The organism is Chryseolinea lacunae (assembly GCF_016735595.1).
Lineage (GTDB): Bacteria > Bacteroidota > Bacteroidia > Cytophagales > Cyclobacteriaceae > Chryseolinea > Chryseolinea lacunae.
This window is the reverse complement of record NZ_JAERRB010000003.1, coordinates 223,871-243,523: the sequence shown is the minus strand read 5'-3', so window position 1 is coordinate 243,523 and position 19,653 is coordinate 223,871. Positions and strand designations below refer to the sequence as shown.

Annotated in this window: 19 protein-coding genes; 16 read left to right on the top strand and 3 right to left on the bottom strand. The window is 51.2% G+C overall.

Annotation, left to right across the window (positions count from 1 at the left end; all coding sequences use genetic code 11):
* Nucleotides 1-17: 17 nt before the first annotated feature.
* The 3 genes from JI741_RS10165 to JI741_RS10155 all read left to right on the top strand — a co-directional run bounded on the left by JI741_RS10165 (nt 18) and on the right by JI741_RS10155 (nt 3,199).
* A complete protein-coding gene (locus JI741_RS10165) occupies nt 18-1,790 on the top strand; it encodes an ABC transporter ATP-binding protein (protein WP_202008960.1) in 1,773 nt (590 codons plus the stop codon).
* A gap of 239 nt (nt 1,791-2,029) precedes the next feature.
* The gene (locus tag JI741_RS10160) at nt 2,030-2,593 is read left to right on the top strand and encodes a hypothetical protein (protein WP_202008959.1); all 564 of its coding nucleotides are present in this window, start codon (nt 2,030-2,032) and stop codon (nt 2,591-2,593) included.
* A gap of 30 nt (nt 2,594-2,623) precedes the next feature.
* The gene (locus tag JI741_RS10155) at nt 2,624-3,199 is read left to right on the top strand and encodes a hypothetical protein (RefSeq protein ID WP_202008958.1); all 576 of its coding nucleotides are present in this window, start codon (nt 2,624-2,626) and stop codon (nt 3,197-3,199) included.
* Nucleotides 3,200-3,229: 30 nt separating this feature from the next.
* Here JI741_RS10155 and JI741_RS10150 read toward each other — a convergent pair whose 3' ends face one another.
* Complete coding sequence (locus JI741_RS10150; RefSeq protein ID WP_202008957.1) at nt 3,230-5,023, bottom strand: ABC transporter ATP-binding protein; 1,794 nt, start codon at nt 5,021-5,023, stop codon at nt 3,230-3,232.
* A 154-nt stretch (nt 5,024-5,177) separates the two neighbouring features.
* Between JI741_RS10150 and JI741_RS10145 the strand changes: the two genes are divergently transcribed.
* From JI741_RS10145 to JI741_RS10100, 10 genes are all read left to right on the top strand, one after another.
* The gene (locus tag JI741_RS10145; RefSeq protein ID WP_202008956.1) at nt 5,178-6,278 is read left to right on the top strand and encodes a Glu/Leu/Phe/Val family dehydrogenase; all 1,101 of its coding nucleotides are present in this window, start codon (nt 5,178-5,180) and stop codon (nt 6,276-6,278) included.
* A gap of 218 nt (nt 6,279-6,496) precedes the next feature.
* Nucleotides 6,497-7,636, top strand: a complete 1,140-nt coding sequence (nusB, locus tag JI741_RS10140; RefSeq protein ID WP_202008955.1) for a transcription antitermination factor NusB — start codon at nt 6,497-6,499, stop codon at nt 7,634-7,636.
* A gap of 114 nt (nt 7,637-7,750) precedes the next feature.
* Nucleotides 7,751-8,059: a YtxH domain-containing protein gene (locus JI741_RS10135; protein ID WP_202008954.1), complete on the top strand. Its 309-nt coding sequence runs from the start codon at nt 7,751-7,753 to the stop codon at nt 8,057-8,059.
* Nucleotides 8,060-8,107: 48 nt separating this feature from the next.
* Entirely contained in the window at nt 8,108-8,659 is a 552-nt protein-coding gene (locus tag JI741_RS10130; protein ID WP_236675986.1) for a DUF1573 domain-containing protein, read from the top strand.
* Between the two features lie 99 nt (nt 8,660-8,758).
* Complete coding sequence (yajC, locus tag JI741_RS10125; protein ID WP_202008953.1) at nt 8,759-9,076, top strand: preprotein translocase subunit YajC; 318 nt, start codon at nt 8,759-8,761, stop codon at nt 9,074-9,076.
* Between the two features lie 93 nt (nt 9,077-9,169).
* Complete coding sequence (locus JI741_RS10120) at nt 9,170-10,114, top strand: YbbR-like domain-containing protein (RefSeq protein WP_202008952.1); 945 nt, start codon at nt 9,170-9,172, stop codon at nt 10,112-10,114.
* Between the two features lie 4 nt (nt 10,115-10,118).
* Nucleotides 10,119-10,736 (top strand): dephospho-CoA kinase, encoded by a 618-nt coding sequence (gene coaE, locus JI741_RS10115; protein ID WP_369411750.1) that lies wholly within the window; start codon nt 10,119-10,121, stop codon nt 10,734-10,736.
* A gap of 47 nt (nt 10,737-10,783) precedes the next feature.
* On the top strand, nt 10,784-11,842 hold the full coding sequence (locus tag JI741_RS10110) for an efflux RND transporter periplasmic adaptor subunit (protein WP_202008950.1): 1,059 nt from the start codon (nt 10,784-10,786) through the stop codon (nt 11,840-11,842).
* Nucleotides 11,843-11,872: 30 nt separating this feature from the next.
* Nucleotides 11,873-14,995: an efflux RND transporter permease subunit gene (locus JI741_RS10105; RefSeq protein WP_202008949.1), complete on the top strand. Its 3,123-nt coding sequence runs from the start codon at nt 11,873-11,875 to the stop codon at nt 14,993-14,995.
* The gene (locus JI741_RS10100) at nt 14,985-16,307 is read left to right on the top strand and encodes a TolC family protein (protein ID WP_202008948.1); all 1,323 of its coding nucleotides are present in this window, start codon (nt 14,985-14,987) and stop codon (nt 16,305-16,307) included. Before JI741_RS10105 ends, JI741_RS10100 begins: the two co-directional genes overlap by 11 nt.
* A gap of 60 nt (nt 16,308-16,367) precedes the next feature.
* Here JI741_RS10100 and JI741_RS10095 read toward each other — a convergent pair whose 3' ends face one another.
* Nucleotides 16,368-16,583: a helix-turn-helix domain-containing protein gene (locus tag JI741_RS10095; protein ID WP_202008947.1), complete on the bottom strand. Its 216-nt coding sequence runs from the start codon at nt 16,581-16,583 to the stop codon at nt 16,368-16,370.
* A 114-nt stretch (nt 16,584-16,697) separates the two neighbouring features.
* Here JI741_RS10095 and JI741_RS10090 point away from each other — a divergent pair, with 114 nt between their 5' ends.
* Complete coding sequence (locus JI741_RS10090) at nt 16,698-16,940, top strand: hypothetical protein (protein WP_202008946.1); 243 nt, start codon at nt 16,698-16,700, stop codon at nt 16,938-16,940.
* A 268-nt stretch (nt 16,941-17,208) separates the two neighbouring features.
* On the top strand, nt 17,209-18,393 hold the full coding sequence (locus JI741_RS10085) for an acetyltransferase domain-containing protein (RefSeq protein WP_202008945.1): 1,185 nt from the start codon (nt 17,209-17,211) through the stop codon (nt 18,391-18,393).
* Nucleotides 18,394-18,449: 56 nt separating this feature from the next.
* Here JI741_RS10085 and bamJ read toward each other — a convergent pair whose 3' ends face one another.
* Nucleotides 18,450-19,187, bottom strand: a complete 738-nt coding sequence (gene bamJ / locus JI741_RS10080; protein WP_202008944.1) for a BamJ family beta-barrel-assembly machinery protein — start codon at nt 19,185-19,187, stop codon at nt 18,450-18,452.
* A gap of 170 nt (nt 19,188-19,357) precedes the next feature.
* On the opposite strand from bamJ, the gene JI741_RS10075 reads away from it, so the two are divergent.
* On the top strand, nt 19,358-19,648 hold the full coding sequence (locus tag JI741_RS10075) for a DUF1330 domain-containing protein (RefSeq protein WP_202008943.1): 291 nt from the start codon (nt 19,358-19,360) through the stop codon (nt 19,646-19,648).
* Nucleotides 19,649-19,653 lie beyond the last annotated feature (5 nt).

The window sequence follows — 19,653 nt, the reverse complement described above, 5'->3', positions numbered from 1 at the left end:
AACGAGGAAACTACACGGTGGAGAAAGAAAAAGTAAGCAGTGGAAACATCATCGACTGGTCGGTGCTTCGGCGCCTGATGAAGTTTGTGACGCCCTACCGGTGGCGGTTTACCGTGGTGGTGGTGCTCACCTTTGTGCTGGGCGTGCTCACCCCCACGCGCCCTTTCCTCATTCAATACACACTCGACCACGACGTGGCCTTTGGCGACTACGGTGCCATGGTGAACATGATGTGGATTTTGTTCGGGCTGCTCATCTTTCAATCTATTGCGCAATACATTCACACCTACGTGTCGGGCTGGCTTGGCCAGCAGGTGATCCGCGACATCCGCGCAAAACTATACGAACACATCATCAGCCTGCGCTTGACATTTTTCGACAAGACCCCGATCGGCCGGTTGGTGACGCGCACCATCTCCGATGTAGAAACGCTGGCCGATGTATTTAGCGAAGGACTGGCGGCCATGGTGGGCGATCTGTTGCAAATCGTGTTCATTCTCGGCTTCATGTTCTATCAGGACTGGCGCCTGGCGTTGCTCAGCTTGTCAACCATACCCCTATTGCTTATCAGCACCTATGTGTTTAAGGAGAAAATAAAAGTAGCGTTCAACGATGTGCGCAACGCGGTGGCCAACCTCAACACGTTTGTGCAGGAACACATCACGGGCATGAACATCGTGCAGATTTTCGGCAGCGAGAAACGCGAGTTCGAAAAATTCAAGGAGATCAACGAAGACCACAAGCAGGCAAACTTGCGCTCGGTGCTCTATTATTCAATCTATTATCCCGTGGCCGAAATCATTGCCGCCGCAGGCATCGGGTTGCTGGTGTGGTATGGTGCGAAAGGCATTGTTAACTACGAAGCTACCGGGCTCACCATTGGGAAGCTCATAGCGTTCATCATGTACATTCAAATGTTCTTTAGGCCCATTCGTATGATTGCCGACCGTTACAACACGTTGCAGATGGGCATTGTGAGCTCGAGCCGCATCATGAATTTGCTGGATGCCACAGAACACGTGCAGGAAAACGGCGCGCTTAAACCCGACCATGTGCAAGGTGCTGTGAAATTCGATCACGTGTGGTTTGCCTACAACGATCCCGACTATGTGCTCAAAGACATAACCCTCGACATCCACCCGGGCCAAACCGTGGCCATCGTGGGGGCTACCGGCGCCGGCAAGTCGTCGATCATCAACCTGCTGAACCGGTTCTATGAAATCAACCGTGGATCCATTCAGATAGACGGCGTCGACATCAAGGCCTACGACCTGGGTGCGTTGCGAAAAAACATAGGGGTGGTGTTGCAGGATGTGTTCCTTTTTTCCGACACCATTTTCAACAACATCACACTGGGGCATCCGGAAGTGACAGAAGACATGGTGTGGCACGCCGCCGACCTTGTGGGCGCGCGAAAGTTTATCGATCGCCTGCCGGGGCGACTTAATTATAATGTGATGGAACGCGGCGCAACCCTCAGTGTGGGGCAACGCCAACTGATATCGTTTATCCGTGCCATGGTCTACGATCCCAAGATCCTGATTCTCGACGAGGCCACCTCGTCGGTCGACAGCGAGACGGAAGAAATGATACAGCAGGCCATTGCCAAAATGATGAACGGCCGCACGTCCATCGTGATTGCCCACCGCCTGTCAACCATCCAGAAGGCCGACAAGATTATCGTGCTCGACCACGGCGAAATAAAGGAGATCGGACGTCACGAAGACCTGTTGGTGCAGGAAGGGTTTTATGCCCAGCTCCACAAGATGCAGTATAAGGAGTTTGTTTGAGTTAGGCATCGGCGCAATAAACGTTTGAAGTCCTGCTGAGAATGACAAAACGTTTATATTTGTCCTTAATGCACTTTCAAAAAACTCTCATCGTCCTGGGCTTGTGCCTTTCCGCGCTTACGACCTTCCCACAGAAGGCACGTATCTACAATGGCGGCAAAAGCATGTATACCCGCGAACGTTACGGGCCGGCGAATAAGGTCAGAGGCGCAAAAGCCAAAACGATATGCCCCATTTTTGTGACCAGCAAATATCCTTACCAGGGGCTAGGCATTAAACTGGGAGACCCCTTTGCCGTTACTTACAAATATTATTTCAACAAGAAAATGGCTGTTGCCATAGACGTCGGAAAAGCCTCCAGCGGCCTCTACAACCGCTATTTCCGCGAAAAATTTGATCAATACGTCATCCGCGACACCTTCGCCACCAGCGACGCCTCCATCGACTATTATACCCACAAAGTGCTGTCCGACATCATCGGCGAAGTGAAACTGCTCTATCACATCGACGCCTCCATGGTGTCGCAAGGACTGCAGGTTTATGTGGGGGCAGGTTGGGAGTGGAAGAACACCAAATTGCAGTACGACTACACCTATAAAGCCGACGTTTTTTCACCCGACAAATTCGGTCGCTTCGAACGCACGCGTTTCACCATGGGGCCGCAGGCTGTCGTGGGAATTGAATACGCCAATTTCAAAATTCCGATCTCCGCGTTCATGGAGCTGGAATACTTTGCCGACATCCAGGCCGATCCGGGCTGGCGTCGTGCCGAAGGCGGCGTAGGACTGCGCTATATTTTCTGATACTCACTTATTTTTGATTCTTACTTTTTTATGAAACGACTCAGCGTTTTTCTATTCCTTTTGGGAACAACTGCGGCATGGGCACAACAAAAGCAAGCGGTGGGTGTGCGCCTGGGCAACCCGCTGGCCGTGAACTATAAGAAATATTTCGACAACGACCGGGCTATTGAATTTGGCGTAGGCGTGGCACCTCCGGGATGGGGTGGGTCGTACTATAAAAAATCATTCGATCACTACTTCGACAATGTCGACTATCTCTCGCACGACCTGAAGAGTGCGCTGTATTTGCAGGCGCGTTATCTTTTTCACTACGACCTCCAGGTCGATGGCATCGACGAGGGCAAGGCAAGTTGGTATTGGGGACTTGGCGCCATGGTGAAATTTGCCAGCGTGCGCTACACCTACGATGAACGAACAGTGCCATCTCAAATTCTTTCCAAAACAAAAACCGACATCGACTTTGGTCCCGAGGGCATTGGTGGTGTGGAATACACGTTCGAAGACATCCCGCTGATGGTGTATGGCGAAGTGAGCGTCATGATGGAACTCGCCGACCGGTTCACGCCGCGACCGTTTGGCGCCGTGGGTGCGCGCCTTATATTCTAAGCTTCAAAGAAATTTTCTTTCGACAGATTTTCAGTCTTTGGCTTCGGCCTCGTCGAGCTGCATTTGTTTTTCATACAGATCCTTATACATGCCGTCGCGTGCCAGCAGCGCGTCGTGTGTTCCTTCTTCCACCACATTGCCATCGACCAGCACCACGATTTTGTTGGCCAGCTTGGCCGACGACACGCGGTGTGAAATGATGATGGTGGTGCGGCCCTGCATGATGCGCTTCAGGCTGTTGAGAATGTTGTTTTCCGTTTTTGTGTCCACGGCCGAAAGGGCGTCGTCGAGCATCAGAATTTTGGGTTCGCGCACAATGGCGCGGGCAATAGACACGCGCTGCTTTTGGCCGCCCGAGAGCGTGATGCCCCGTTCGCCCACGCGTGTGCTGAACCCGTTGGGAAAGCCCACAATGTTTTCGTAGACATCGGCGTCTTTGGCGGCCTGAATCACTTTGTGTTCTTCGGGGTCTTTGATGCCGAAGCCGATGTTGTTATAGATGGTGTCGCTGAACAAAAAAACATCCTGCGGCACATAACCGATCTGGGTTCTTAAGCTGTGAAGATCGTAGTAGGCAATGGGCGTGTCGTCGATCAGAATTTCACCCTCACGCACATCATACATGCGCGACACCAGCGACGACACGGTGCTTTTGCCGGAGCCCGTGGTGCCGATGATGGCCAGCGACTCGCCGGGCCGGATGGTGAACGAAATATTTTTTAATGCCTTGATGCCCGTGTCGGGATAGGTGAAGCTCACGTTTTTGAATTCCACTTTTCCTTTCAGCTCGCGCTCCAGGTGTTGTTCGGAAACAATGTTGGTTTGGATCTTCAGAAATTCGTTGATGCGTTTCTGCGATGCTTCGGCACGCTGCACCAGGCTGCTGGTCCACCCCAGGCTGGCGACGGGCCACGTGAGCAGGTTCACGTAGATGATGAACTCCGCAATGTTGCCAAACGTGAGGTTGCCCTTAATGACCTGCATGCTGCCGGCATAGACCGTGAGAATGGTGCTGATGCCGATGAGGGCCATGATGAGCGGAAAGAAAAGCGATTGCACTTTGGTGAGCTTCAACGACTGCTTGCGATAGATGTCGGTTTCCAGTTCAAACTTGGAGAGCGACTGTTTCTCGCGGTTGAACGACTTGAGCACCCGGATGCCACTGAACGCTTCCTGCACAAACGTGGACAAGCGCGATTGGCTTTTCTGAATTTGTTCTGAACGTTTCTCCACTTTATTGTTCACCAGAAAAATGCTGATGGAAAGAAACGGCAAGGGGCTGAGTGCATACCACGTGAGTTCGGCGTTGATCTGAAACATCATGGGGATGAGAATCAGGAACAGCGTGAAGAGTGTGAGGCCATACATAATAGAAGGACCGAGATACATGCGCACACGGCCCACATCTTCGGCAATGCGGTTCATGAGGTCGCCGGTGTTGTTGCGTCTATAGAAGCTGAGGGGAAGCGTTTGATAGTGTTCGAAAATTTCATTCTTCAAATCAAACTCAATGAGGCGCGACATCACAATGAGGGTTTGTCGCACAAAATACAGGAAGAGGCCACGCAGCAATGCCATCAGCAAAATGAGTCCTGCATAAATAAGGATGCCAAAGGCAAACACTTTAAAATAGTCCTGTTGCTGAGGCGTGCCCTGAAAGGCCTGATAGATACGAATGTTGTCGACCACCAGATCGATGGAGTGACGCACGATGATGCCCGGAATGATTTGAAAAACGTTGGAGATGATGACGAACAGCGTTCCGAGGAGGAGATGCCATTTATATTTTAACAGGTATTTATTGAGGTACTTTAATTCTTTCATTCAAAAAAATTTGGTGGGCAATCTGTAAAACGAAATATCCTTCCAATAGTTCTCGCAAACGTTTGAAACGATGTAATTTTGCGTATTCCTTTAGATAAAGGGGCTCCTTTCACAGGGATTTAAAACTACAACAATCAAACGTAAAACAAATCCGATGGAAATTAAAGAACTTGAAAAAGTGCAGCACGCGGGCATCTTCGGCACGCTGGCACAACTGGGTCATGAGCAAGTCGTGTTTTGTCAGGATGCGGCCACCGGCCTCAAAGCCATCATTGCCATTCACAACACGGTGCTGGGACCTGCACTGGGAGGAACGCGCATGTGGAACTATGCTTCAGAACAGGAAGCACTCACGGATGTTTTGCGCCTGTCGCGCGGCATGACCTTCAAGGCGGCCATCAGCGGACTGAACCTGGGCGGTGGCAAAGCGGTGATCATTGGCGACGCCAAGACCATGAAGACAGAAGCCTTCCTGCGTCGCTTCGGAAAATTTGTGAACAGCCTCAATGGAAAATACATCACGGCAGAAGACGTGAACATGAAAACGGCCGACATGGAATATGTGGCCATGGAAACAAAACACGTGACCGGTCTTCCCGAATCGATGGGTGGCGGAGGCGATCCTTCGCCCGTTACGGCCTATGGCGTTTACCTGGGCATGAAAGCAACCGCCAAGAAAGTGTATGGCAACGACAGCCTCGCCGGAAAGAAGATCGGTGTGCAAGGCATCGGGCAAGTGGGCATGCACCTGGTGGAACATCTGGTGAAAGAAAATGCGTCGGTCTTTATCACCGACATCTATGCCGACAAAGTGGCCGATGTGGTGCGCAAGCACGGTGTGAAAGCCGTGGGCCAGGACGACATTTATGACCTCGACATGGACATCTATGCTCCCTGTGCCCTGGGAGCCACGGTGAACGACGACACCATTGCACGCCTCAAGTGCAGCATCATTGCCGGTGCCGCCAACAACCAGTTGAAAGACGAAATGCGCCACGGCTACATGCTGGTGGACCGCAGCATCGCCTACGCACCCGACTTCCTCATCAACGCCGGGGGCCTCATCAATGTCTACAACGAATACCTGGGCCACTACAACCGTCAGCGTGTGATGGAGCAAACCGAGAAGATCTACGACACGTGTTTGAGCATCCTAAACCTGGCGTCGCAAGAAAAGCTGTCGAGCCAGGAAGCGGCCATCAAGCTGTGCGAAAAGCGTATTGCCGACATGAGCCTGGTGAAGGTGTCGCGCTAGGTCAAGGCCTGGGGCGATGGCGTGCCCATGAAAACGTTATCGTGAAACAAATCTGCATCCCGTTAGTGAAACCTGACGGGATGTTTTATTTTTGTGCCCCCGTTGCCTTTGGTGGAATAACAATGGGACATAACAACCGTTTGAACTTGCTTGCGCCCGCTTTCGGAGAAGGGCAAACCACTCGGATGCAATTTTTTTAATTAACGCTGTTCTTTCCCATGCTTAACAGAAGAAGCCTTCGAATCAAAGTGATGCAGAACCTTTTCGCCCTGCAGCAATGCAAGGATGCGAACTATGAATTGTGCCTCGAAAACATCGCCGAAGCCTTTCTTCCCGATTTAAACTCCATGGAGGTGCAGGACAAACCCGCCCTGAACGCCCAGAAGAAAAAAGCCACCAAACTTTTTGAAACCGCCTTCGCCAACCACGAAACTTCCGTCGATCACGAAGATGTGAAAGTGAAAAAGGTGGTGAACGACTGTTTCCTTTTCTACACCAAGCAATCTAAAAAAGACACCGATTTCTTTCGCAAGAACCTGGTGAGTGAAGTAGAGCGGATCTACGATCAATACATCGAGGTGCTCAACCTGGTGCCCGTGTTTGCCGAACTGGCCGCGGCCGACAAAAAGGTGAGCCACAAAAACTTTGTGAGCAACCTCTGGATCAAAGGCCTTGTGGAAAGCGAAGCCCTGCGCAAAGACGCGCTGAAGCTGGGCCGCCACTGGCAAGACAAAGCCGACCGTGTGAAAGTGTGGTTCCGCGATGTGGTGCGTCAGGAAAATGAATACCTGAACTACCTCGACAAGAAAAGCCCGTCGCTCGATGATCAGAAAAAATTTGTGAACCACCTCTACAAAAAAGTGGTGCTCGGCAAAACCGTGATCAACGATTTCTTCGAAGAAGAAGTGTTGCGTTGGGCCGAAGATAAAGACATTGTGAAGGGCATGGTCGAAAAAACCATTAAGTCATACGATCCCGAAGCGAACACACCGCTGACACTGCACACCCTGTCTATCAACTGGGACGACGACAAGCAGTTTATTGAAAACCTCTACGACACGTCGGCTGGCCTCGACGTGAAATACAAGGACCTGATCGCCAACAACACACGCAATTGGGAAGTGGACCGTTTGCCGCTCACCGACCGGGTGATCCTGGAAATGGCCATCGCCGAGCTGCTCATCTTCCCCAACATTCCGGTGAAAGTTTCCATGAACGAATACATTGAGCTTGCCAAAAACTACAGCACACCCAAGAGCCGCCAGTTCATCAACGGCATCCTGGATGTGATTGCCAAAGACCTGAAAGACACCGGCACCATGAAAAAGAGCGGTCGCGGGTTGATCGACAACAAGTAAGCATCCTTTTCGACGCGTCAATCGCCTGAAGATCCGGGAAGAAAGAAGGTCGATTTGTTAAAAATTGTTAAAATTTTGAATTTGCGGAGGAACCCTAATTAATTTTAAACCTTTATGAGCAAAAAGAGCGGAAACACACTGATGGCTTTTTTATTCGGAGCGGCAGCCGGAGCAATCCTTGGCATTCTCTATGCGCCCGACAAGGGAACGAATACCCGCGAAAAGTTGTCATTCCAACTTGACAAGTACCGTAATATGCTCCAGGACCTGATCAACGATTTTGTGTCGGGAAAGGAAACGCCGCTCACCAGTGAAGCAAAATCGCAGGGACAGAAAGTGGTGGACGAAGCCAAGAACAAAGCCGAGCGCCTGCTGGAAGATGTGGACGAACTGCTGGAACAAATCCGTGGCAAGAAGGCGTAAGCATTAAAGCGTAAAAAAAATTATAGAATCGATAAATCAGAAATGAATATGAAACAGTATGTAGTGAAGTCTGTCATGCTCCTGGCGTTTGTGGCCGTGATGACCACCGCCTGCAAGGACAAGAATGCGGAGAAAAAAATTGCCCAGCTCGAAAGCCGTTTGGCCGAATTGGAAGGAAAAAAATCAGCGACACCCACTGTAACTCCCGGCGTGTCGACCCCCGCGCCCACCAGCCCGGCCCCGGAAGCAAAACCCGAAGGTCCGCTGCCCACCATGGAATTTAAAACCATGGACCACGACTTCGGCACCATTAACGAAGGCGACGTGGTGGAATACACCTACGCGTTCAAGAACACTGGTGCAGCACCCCTCATCATCCAGGGCGCACAAGGCTCTTGCGGATGCACGGTGCCCGACTGGACAAAAGATCCCATTCCCGTGGGCGGAACAGGCTTTGTGAAGGCCAAGTTCGACAGCAACGGCAAAGCACAGATTCAGAACAAAACGGTGACCGTAACAGCCAACACCTGGCCTAAACAGACCGTGTTGCGCTTCAAAGCGATGGTAACACCCAAGGCTGCAGCCGGCCCTGCCAAGTAAGCAGCAGTCACCCAATAGCATAGAGCATCCCAATCTGCCCGGGCAGGTTGGGATGTTTGTTTTAATTGAGATACCTTTGACCCCTTAAAAAATCAACATATGTATTCAATCGTATTGCAAGCCCAAGCGCAACCACAGGGCTGGTTCCAACCACAACTTCTGGTGTTTGCGGGTATCATTATCGTGTTCTACTTCTTCATGATCCGCCCGCAGCAGAAGAAAGCCAAAGACCAAAAGAAATTCATCGACGAGATCAAGAAAGGTGATTATATCGTAACCATCGGCGGCGCTCATGGTTATATAGCAGAGATTGATTCGGAAACGTTTATCCTTGAAGTGGAAAAAGGCGGACGTATCAAGTTCAACCGGTCTGCCATTTCGCTGGAAGCCACCAAGGCAGCCAACGCAAAAAAATAGGCCGCTAAAAATTTAACAAGGGAATAACCTCCCGGCGGTGCGCTGTGAATGGAACGCATGTGGACTGTGAAAATAATTCGGCGGGTTTAAGCAATGAGTTTTTTCAAATCCATATTCAACATCCTTCGCTTCAACCGGAAAAACTGGAACGCCATTTTGCTGTGCATTTTTGCAGCGATGGTGTTCTGGTTTTTTAATGCGCTCAACAAGAACTACACCACCAACATTAATTTTCCGTTAGCGTTTGATTACGACCACGAGAACTTTGTGCCCGTGCGTCCCTTGCCCCGTCAGGTGCGCATCAACGTGTCGGGCATCGGGTGGAATCTTTTTCGCCGCAGTGCCGGCCTCAAGGTGCCCGCGTTGGTCATTCCCCTCGACCGGCCGGCCGATGTGAAGAAGATTGTGGGCAGCGCGCTCCCCGCCTTGTTCTCTACACAGCTCGAAGAATTTCAAATCAACTTTGTGATCACCGACACGCTTCACCTGGCCATCGAACCCAAGGCCACGCGGTGGGTGAAGCTGCGGCTCGACTCGCCCTCCATTTTGTTTCGCGGTGGTTTTGCCATGACAAGCCCCGTTTCCATTGTGCCCGACTCGGTGTTTATTGAAGGACCCCAAAAGCTTATCCGCAGCCTGGGCGATCCCGTATACCTGAAACTTCAGGAGCGCAACCTCGACGAAAATTTTCATGACGATGTGGAAGTTAAATTTTTGAACGACGAACTCATCAAGCGCGACCCGCCCACGGTGTCGGTGACCTTCTCGGTCGATCAGCTGATGGAAGTGACCGACTCGGTTTCGCTGAAAGTGATCAATGCACCGAAGCGCGCGTGGGCTTTTATCGAGCGAAAAAAAATTCCCTGCATCGTGGCCGTTCCGCAAAAAGAAGTGAAAGCGTTTAATCTCGACTCGGTGAAGGCGGTGATTGACCTCAAAAATTTTGCACGGGGCGAGCAACGAATTCTGCCCTACCTCACAGGGCTTCCACCCTATTCGCGCGTGGTGGGTCTCGACTCTGTTTATGTCAAATTCTAGCGCCGTGGCACACCCCCTTCAAGTTGGCATCACAGGCGGCATCGGATCGGGCAAAAGCCTGGTGTGCAGCATATTCAAGGCCTTGGGTATTCCCGTGTATGATGCTGATAGCCACGCGAAAGAACTAATGACCACCGATGGAATACTCGTGCAACAGATCAAGAAAGAATTCGGAGAATTGTCGTTCCATGAGGATGGGAGCCTGAATCGTGGATACCTGAGCAAGGCGGTTTTCAACGATGTGGACAAGCTCGAAAGATTAAACCGCTTGGTGCATCCGCGGGTAGGCGAAGACTACGCGCGGTGGGTAAATCAAAACGCGAATTCTCCTTATGTGTTGAAGGAAGCCGCATTGTTGTTTGAAGCAGGATCGCATCAAACACTCGACAAGGTGATGGTGGTGGTGGCTCCGGAAGCGTTGAGAATTGAACGTGTGTTGCAGCGCGATCCGCAACGCACAACCGAACAGATAAAAGCAATCATCCGCAATCAAATGCCGGAAGAAGAAAAAATGAAACGCGCCGATCATGTCATCGTTAATAACGAAACCGAGTTGTTGATTCCACAGGTTGTGGCGTTGCATCATCAGTTTCTCTCCGCTACGGCTTCTTCACGTTCCTGAAAAAACATCTGCCCTTTTTTAATTACGCTATCGAGACCATTACGTATATGCATTCAGTTTTGAGATTTGTTGGAATAGGTTTGACCCTGGCGGTGCTGGTGTCGTGCGGAAAGAAAAAAGAAGGTGCCGGGGGAGGGAATGCCCAGAAAGCAAGGGGACCACTTGCCGTAGACGGTTTTGTGGTGTCGCCACGCTCGGTGAGCGAAAACATTGAAGTGCCCGGATCGTTGCTTCCCTTCGAAGAAACACCCATTCGTGCCGAAGTGGGTGGCCGCATTGTGCAGTTGAACATTCAGGAAGGTGGCCAGGTGAGCGAAGGTACTATTATGGTGAAACTGTTCGACAAAGACCTGCAGGCACAGCTCCGGAAACTTCAGGTGCAATTGCAGATCAAAGAAAAAACAGAAGAGCGCAGTGCCGAACTGTTAAAGATCAACGGCATCAGCCAGCAAGACTACGACCTCAGTGCGTTGGATGTTGAGAACCTTCGGGCCGACATCGAAGCCACAAAAATATCCATATCAAAAACAGAAATCCGCGCGCCCTACAAAGGCACCGTGGGCTTGCGCAGCATCAGCCTCGGTTCATATATCGCGCCGGCCGACATCATCACCACCATTCGCCAGGTAGACAAACTGAAGCTGGAGTTCTCCATTCCCGAGAAGTATGCCAAAGAAATTGTGAAGGGCTATGTGGTGAGCTTTAAAGTAGATGGCGGCGACAACTATCACAAAGCTACGGTGATGGCCACCGAGAACAGCGTAGATGCAAACACACGCACCCTGAAAGTGCGTGCCGTGGTAAACGAAAATCACCGCGAGTTGGTGCCGGGTGTGTTTGCCAAAGTGAACCTGCAATTGGGCAAAGACGATGAGGCCTTGATGGTGCCCACACAATCCATCATTCCCACCGCCCGCAACAAACAGGTTATCGTGCTCCGCAAAGACAGCGCATCCTACACGGTTGTGGAAACCGGGATACGCGATTCGGCTTTCGTCCAGATTTTGAAAGGAGTGAAAGTAGGTGACACCGTGATCACCACAGGCTTGATGGCCATTCGGCCGAACATAAAGATTAAGATTACCCGGGTGTCGCGCCAGCGGTAACGAATCATTTTTTTCAAACGTCCTGAAAGTATGAACATATCAGAGCTAAGTTTAAAACGTCCGGTCCTGGCGTTTGTGATGAACATCATCATTGTGCTGTTCGGGATCATCGGTTTTAAATTTCTGGGCATTCGCGATTATCCCGCCATCGATCCGCCCAACGTGAACGTGCGCACCAACTATTCGGGTGCCAATGCCGACATCATCGAATCGCAGATCACCGAGCCGCTCGAGAAATCCATCAACGGCATTGCCGGCATCAAGAACATCACCTCGTCGTCGAGCCAGGGCAACAGCAACATCAACATCGAGTTCGAACTTGGCGTTGATCTGGAGACCGCCACCAACGACGTGCGCGACAAAGTGTCGCAGGCGTCGCGCTCGCTTCCACAGGATCTCACCAATCCCCCCGTGGTGTCGAAAGCCGATGCCAACTCCGACGCCATCATTTCCATGACGGTGCAAAGCAGCACGCGAAATCCGCTACAGCTCGCGGAATATTGTAACAACACGTTGGTCGAACGTCTTCAAACCATACCTGGCGTGAGCAGTGTGCAGGTGTGGGGCGAAAAAAAATACGCCATGCGCATCTGGCTCGACCCCTCGAAGCTGAGCGCCTACAGCCTCACACCGTTGGATGTGCAGGCCGCACTCAACAAAGAAAACGTTGAACTTCCTTCCGGAAAAATATCGGGCAATGCCACTGAGCTCACCGTGAGAACATTCGGAAAACTCTATACGGAAGACGACTTCGAAAATGTCATCATCAAATCGACACCGCAGGGCGACATTCGTCTGAAGAACATTGGCGAGGCCGTGCTGGGTCCGGAAAATGAAGAGTCTATTTTGCGCGAAAGCAACATCCCCATGATCGGTTTGGCCATTGTGCCGTTGCCGGGTTCTAACTATGTGGAGATCGCCAGCGAATTCTACAAACGCCTCGACCAGATCAAGAAAGAAGTTCCGGAAGACATCCAGCTGAGCATCGCCATGGACCAGACCATCTTCATTCTCCGGTCTATCGAAGAAGTGGAAGAAACGCTCATCATCTCGTTTCTGCTGGTGGTGCTCATCATCTACTTGTTCTTCCGCGACTTCATCATCGCCATCCGCCCGCTCATCGACATTCCGGTGTCGCTCATTGCTACGTTCTTCATCATGTACCTGCTGGGCTTCTCCATCAACGTGCTCACCATGCTGGGCATCGTGTTGGCTACCGGTCTTGTGGTGGACGATGGTATTGTGGTGACGGAAAACATATACAAAAAACTCGAGCAGGGCATGAACAAATATCAGGCAGCGCTCGAAGGTTCGAAAGAAATTTTCTTCGCAGTCATTTCCACCTCTATCACGCTGGCCGTGGTGTTCCTGCCCATTCTTTTTCTACAGGGTTTTGTTGGACGCCTCTTCCGTGAGTTTGGAATTGTGGTGGCGGGTGCGGTGTTGGTGTCGTGTTTTGTGTCGCTCACACTCACACCCGTGCTCAGTGTGAAGCTCACACGCAGTCATCATGAACACTCGTGGTTCTATCGCGTCACCGAGCCGTTCTTTGCAGGCATGGAAAATGGCTATAGCAGAATGCTGGCGTCGTTCATGCGTGTGCGGTGGGTGTCGTTTGTAATCATTGGAGTGTGCCTCGGTGCTGCTATATACATTTGGATGAACATGCAATCTGAACTGGCGCCCATGGAAGATCGTAACCAGTTCCGCTTGCAGATGTCGGCCGTAGAGGGAACGTCCTATGACTATATGGATGAATACGTTCAGGATATGGTGACCTACATTCAGGATTCCATTCCTGAATATAAAACCGCCTTGTCGGTAACGGCGCCGAGTTTCTCAGGTTCGGGTTCGGCCAACAGCGGTTTTGTTCGTGTCACATTATCCGACCCGCCCGATCGTTCGCGCTCGCAACAGCAGATTGTTGACGCAGTCAGCAAAAACCTTGGACGTTTTCCACAGGGTCGTTCGTTTCCCATTCAGGAACAGACCATATCTGTGAATCGCCGTGGAGGTTTGCCGGTGCAGTTTGTGATTCAGAACAACAACTTTGAAAAACTGCAACAGGTGCTGCCAAAATTCCTGGAAGCCGCAAACAACAACCCCGTGCTGCAGGGCGTGGACATCGATTTGAAATTTAATAAACCCGAGCTCAAGGTGGAGATCAACCGCCTGAAGGCAGCACAGCTGGGCATAAGCGTACAGGATATAGCCCAGACGTTGCAACTGGCGTATAGCAACCTGCGCTTTGGCTATTTCACAAAAGAAGGAAAACAATATCAGGTGATGGGCCAGGTGGCACGTCTGGATCGCGACGACCCCGACGATTTGAAGAGCTTGTATGTGCGCACCAACTCAGGTCAGCTGGTGTCGCTCGACAACCTGGTGACCGTGGAGGAATCCACCACACCACCCTCGCTTTTTCACTTCAACCGCTACAAATCGGCTACTGTCTCTGCCGGTCTGGCTCCGGGAAAAACCATTGGCGATGGCATCAAGGTGATGGAAGAGATCAAGACACAATTGCTCGACGATACATTCACAACATCGTTAGCCGGAACTTCGCGCGACTATGCTGAAAGTTCCAGCAACATTTTGTTTGCCTTTTTGCTGGCGCTCGTGCTGATTTATCTTATTCTGGCTGCGCAGTTCGAAAGTTTTGTCGATCCACTCACCATCATGTTCACCGTGCCATTGGCACTTGCCGGAGCATTTATTGCGCTCTTCATTTTTGGACAAACCCTGAATATTTTTTCAGAAATCGGCATGATCATGCTGATCGGTCTGGTGACGAAGAACGGTATCCTCATCGTGGAGTTTGCCAACCAAAAACGTGAAGAGGGCATGACGCGGCTCGATGCCGTGCTGGAAGCTTCGCGTCTCCGTTTGCGTCCCATTCTCATGACCAGCCTTGCCATGGCGTTGGGTTCGTTGCCCCTGGCCTTGTCGTTGGGTGCTGCATCGACCAGCCGCAGGCCGCTGGGCATTGTGATTGTCGGGGGAATTATGTTTGCCCTCGTGCTCACGTTGTTTGTGATCCCGGCCATATATTCCTACTTCTCGCGGCAGAGAAAACATATTGATTTTGGTTCGTCAACACCACCCAACAAGGAACAAACTCCCGATCAAAAAGAATTGGTTTATGAAGCTTAGGTTAGTAATAGTTGTCGTCGGAAGTGCATTCGTTTTTTCGAAACCCGTTCGGGCACAGGAAAAGGTAGAGCTCGATCAGGTTGTGGCCCTGGCGCTGGAGCAGAACTACGATGTGAAGTTATATAAGAACTATGCGGAGTCGGCCTCGGCAGACGACAAGTATTCGATCGGGGTTTTTCTGCCCGTCATCAACGCCAACGGCTCGCGCATCTGGAACAACTCCGACCAAAAGCAACGCCTGGCCAACAACACAGAGCGGGAAAGCAACGGCATCCAGTCGAACAACCTCAACGGCGCCGTGCAACTTACATGGACGCTGTTCGACGGGGCAAAAATGTTTGCCACGCGTGCGCGCCTTTCGGAAATTGAACAACAGGGCGAGCTGAACGTGAAGGCGCAGATGGTGAACACCGTGGCGCAGGTCGTAAACAACTACTATAACGTGGTGCGCCAGGAGCAACAGCTCAAGGCCATTGTGGAACAGATGACGGTGAGCGAAGAGCGTGTTAAACTTGCCGACCGCCGCCTGCAGGTGGGCACCGGCGCCAAACCCGAACTGCTCCAGGCCAAAGTGGATTTGAATGCCCAGCGCACGTCGGTGCTTCAACAGCAAACCATCATTCAACAATTGAAAGACCAGTTGAACGGCCTGGTGAACATGAAGCTCCCGCCGGTCTATGACGTGACCGACACCATCGTGATTAACCTGGAACTGAAAGAGGAAGAGATTGCCACCAACATCGAGAACACAAACTACAGTCTCCTGTCGTATCGCAAAAACATGGATGTGGCCGCGCTGGCTTTGCGCGAGCGGCAAGGCGAACGGCTGCCGGTTTTCAATTTCACGTCGGCCTACAACTTTTCGCGAAACATCAACACCCAGGTAATAAACGATTTCACGCTGCTTTATAACAGAAACAAGGGATTCAACTACGGTTTCACCGTGAGCGTTCCCATCCTCAACGGATTTGCCAACCGGCGCAACATCCAGCAGGCACACATCATGGTAGACCGCCAGACGATTTTATATGAGCAACAAAAGATTCAGGTGGATGTGGGCGTGAAGAATGCCTATGTGAACTACAACAATGCTAAAAAGGTGTTGTTGATTGAGGAGGAGAACATTTTGGTGGCGAAAGAAAACCTCTACATCACTCTCGAAAGCTTTAAGCGCAGCGCCACCACCTTCATTGAGTTGCGCACGGCCCAGCAAAGTCTTGCCGATGCCTACAACCGGCTCATCAACGCGCGCTACCTGGCCAAGCTGGCCGAAACAGAATTGCTGCGTTTAAACAGCGGTCTGCTGAAATAATTTCCAGTTCTGAAAGGATGGGCGCATGCGCAACCGACGGCGCGTGAAGGAGAATTCATATTATATTTTGACTAATTCGGCAAGAGAAATGCCCAATGCGGAGGCAACCTCGTAGAGCGTGTAGGCCGTGGGGTTGGTCTTGCCGGACTCCACGCGCTCGATACTTTGCCGATCTTTGAAGCACTCGCGCGCCAGCTCCGACTGTGTCCATCCCTTCTTTTTGCGCAGCTGGATAACACGTTTCCCAATTTTTCGCGCCAGTTCCTCCTTTTTCACGATGATGATATTGTTTAAAGTAAGATCAGGGAATTGTGTAAAAAATGTGTCATCATATTTGTTGACAGTATTGTATTCTTGGTATATTCCCTCACCATTTGAATCAACACCCTTATGGCGGCCAAGAAAAAAAATCCGAAACCCAGCACAACCGTCAATCAACTCACCAAAAACGGAATCCGCGAAATCAACAGCCTGTTCGAGTATGCATCGCCCGACGACCTGCGGAACACGCTGATCGAAATCTATCACACCTACATCATTCAACAACATCACGCCTTCCCCATAAACTTTGATGTGATGTCGAGCCAAATGTATTTTTTGATGGAGACATTAAAAAATCTGAAAAAGAAATAACAACGTCTTTGTTCGTAGGCGCAACGTTCGCGGTGCCTCGATCAGATGTGGAAGTGATCCCTGAATAATGCCACGCTGATCCGTTTTTGTGAAACCAATAAAGTTACATTCTCCAGGTCGGCGATTTCATCAACCTGTTTCTTGCGCAATTCTGCGAATGGTGAAAATTTTTGAGCGCGTTCGTTAAAAAATCTCACGATCACGCCGCGAAGAACGTCATCCTTTTTTTTACGTTGTCGTTCAAATACTGCAAACCTCCTTCACACACATGTTAAAATCTACAACAACCCGAATCGAATCCATTGACCTTCTTCGTGGTCTCGTCATGGTCCTGATGGCGCTGGACCACGTGCGTGACTATTTTCACGCCGATGCTTTTCTCTACAACCCTGTCGACCTCACGCAGACCAGCGTTGCTTTGTTTTTCACACGGTGGTTCACGCACTTCTGTGCACCCGTGTTTGTGTTCCTGGCCGGCACGTCGGCCTTCATTGTGGGCACACGCAAGGGCAAGCAGGAGCTCACCGCCTTCCTGCTGAAGCGCGGGCTGTGGCTGGTGTTTCTGGAGCTCACCATTGTGAACTTTGCATGGTTCTTTAATTTTCAGTTTCCGCTACCGTCGCTGTTTGTGATCTGGGCCCTGGGCATGGGCATGGTCATCCTGTCGGTGTGCATCCACCTGCCGTTCCGGGCCATACTGGTGTTGGGCCTCATGTTGGTAGCAGGACATAACTTGCTGGATGGCATTCATGTGGAAGGCAACGGTGCCGGTGCCATACTCTGGTCGGTGCTGCACGAGTTTCACCTTTTCCCCCTGAGTCCCGATCGCAACCTGTTCATCGGCTATCCGCTGTTGCCCTGGACGGGCATCATGCTGTTGGGCTATTGCTTTGGCACGTTTTACACGTCGTCGTTTGACGCGGCATCGCGCAAAAAGATTTTGACTTATCTCGGGGCGTCGTCGATCGCGTTGTTTATTGTGATCCGGTTCTTCAATGGCTATGGCGATCCAAATCACTGGTCGGTTCAATCTTCGCCGGTGTTCACGGTGTTGTCGTTCATCAACGTCACCAAATATCCACCGTCGTTGTTATACGTCCTGGTCACGCTTGGCCCTGCATTGTTGTTGCTCGCGGCCGCCGAGCAATTCAGGAGCCGCGTAGCGCAGGCCCTGGTCACCCTGGGTCGCGTGCCCATGTTCTACTATCTGTTGCACATCTACCTCATTCACGGACTTGCCGTGATCGCGGCCCTGCTCACCGGCTATAGTTTCAGCGACATGATCTTCAGCACGTGGGTAACGGACTCGCCCGGTTTGAAAGGGTATGGCTTTAGCTTGCCTGTGGTGTATGCAGTATGGTTTGGCGTGGTGGCGTTGCTCTATCCGCTGTGCCGGTGGTATGAAAAATACAAAGGCCAACATCGCGAACAATGGTGGCTCAGCTATCTGTAGAAACAAAAAATCCCGGACGATGTGTCCGGGATTTTTTTATGTGAGTTGGAAATGGATCAGTTCACTTTGATCAACTCCACTTCGAAAACCAATGTAGAATAAGGAGGAATTTGTCCGCCGGCGCCGCGTTCGCCATAGCCCAGTTCCTGGGGGATGAACACAACCCACTTGTCGCCTTCGTGCATCAGCTGAAGCACTTCGGTCCAGCCGGGAATCACTTCGTTCACACCAAAGGTGGCGGGCGAGCCGCGCTCTACAGAACTGTCGAACACGGTGCCGTCGGTGAGCTTGCCGGTGTAGTGCACCGTTACCTTGTCGGTGGCCAGGGGAGCTTTGCCTTTGCCGGTGGCCAGCACTTTATATTGCAAGCCGCTGGCGGTGGTTTTGATGCCTTCCTTGGTTTTGTTTTCGTTGAGGAATGCTATGCCGGCCGACTTCATTTTTTCGCTTTTGGCTTCCATGGCGCGGGTCATATATTCCTGCACCACGGCCATCGATTCTTCCTGGGTCATCTTGGGAGTCTTGCCCAGAAACACATCTTTGATGGCGGCGTTGAGCAACTCAACGTTCAGCGAATCGCCACCCTGTGTTTTCAGGTTTGTGGCCATGAGCACGCCCAGGCCGTAGCTGGCTTTCTGATGCGCGTTGGTGGTGTCTATGGTCACCACTTTTTCCATTTTAAGTTGAACGATCTGTGACTTCAGGGAAGTGATTTCCGCCTGCAGCTCCTTTTTGGATTGGGCGAAGAGGGTTGTGCTCAAGCAGAGCAGCAAGCAAACTGCGAATATTTTCATGTATAAAATGATATGTGATTTGTGCGCAAAGAAAACAAATAACGGGCACAAACGGCTATGCCTCAACCCGAATTTAGTGCCTGTTTTTCGACAGATTTCATTTCTCCGCCGATGACAAATCGGCATCGGGCTGGTACTTTTGAAAAGATTCAAACAAAAATAAACGCCTTATGAAAGCTTATGTTATTGTGGACGTGACCATCACCGACCCGGTGCGCTATGAAGACTATAAAAAACTGACGCTCGCCTCCATGCAGCCCTATGGTGGAAAGTTTGTGGTGCGTGGTGGCGCAGCCGAAATACTGGAAGGAACGTGGCAGCCCGGCCGCGTGGTGATACTGGAATTTCCTTCGGCAGAGCGGGCCAAAACCTGGTGGTCGTCGCCCGAATACACGCCGGCCAAAGCCATCCGCCAGTCGGCTTCCACGGCCAACATGATTGTGGTGGAAGGCGTGGCGTGAAATGC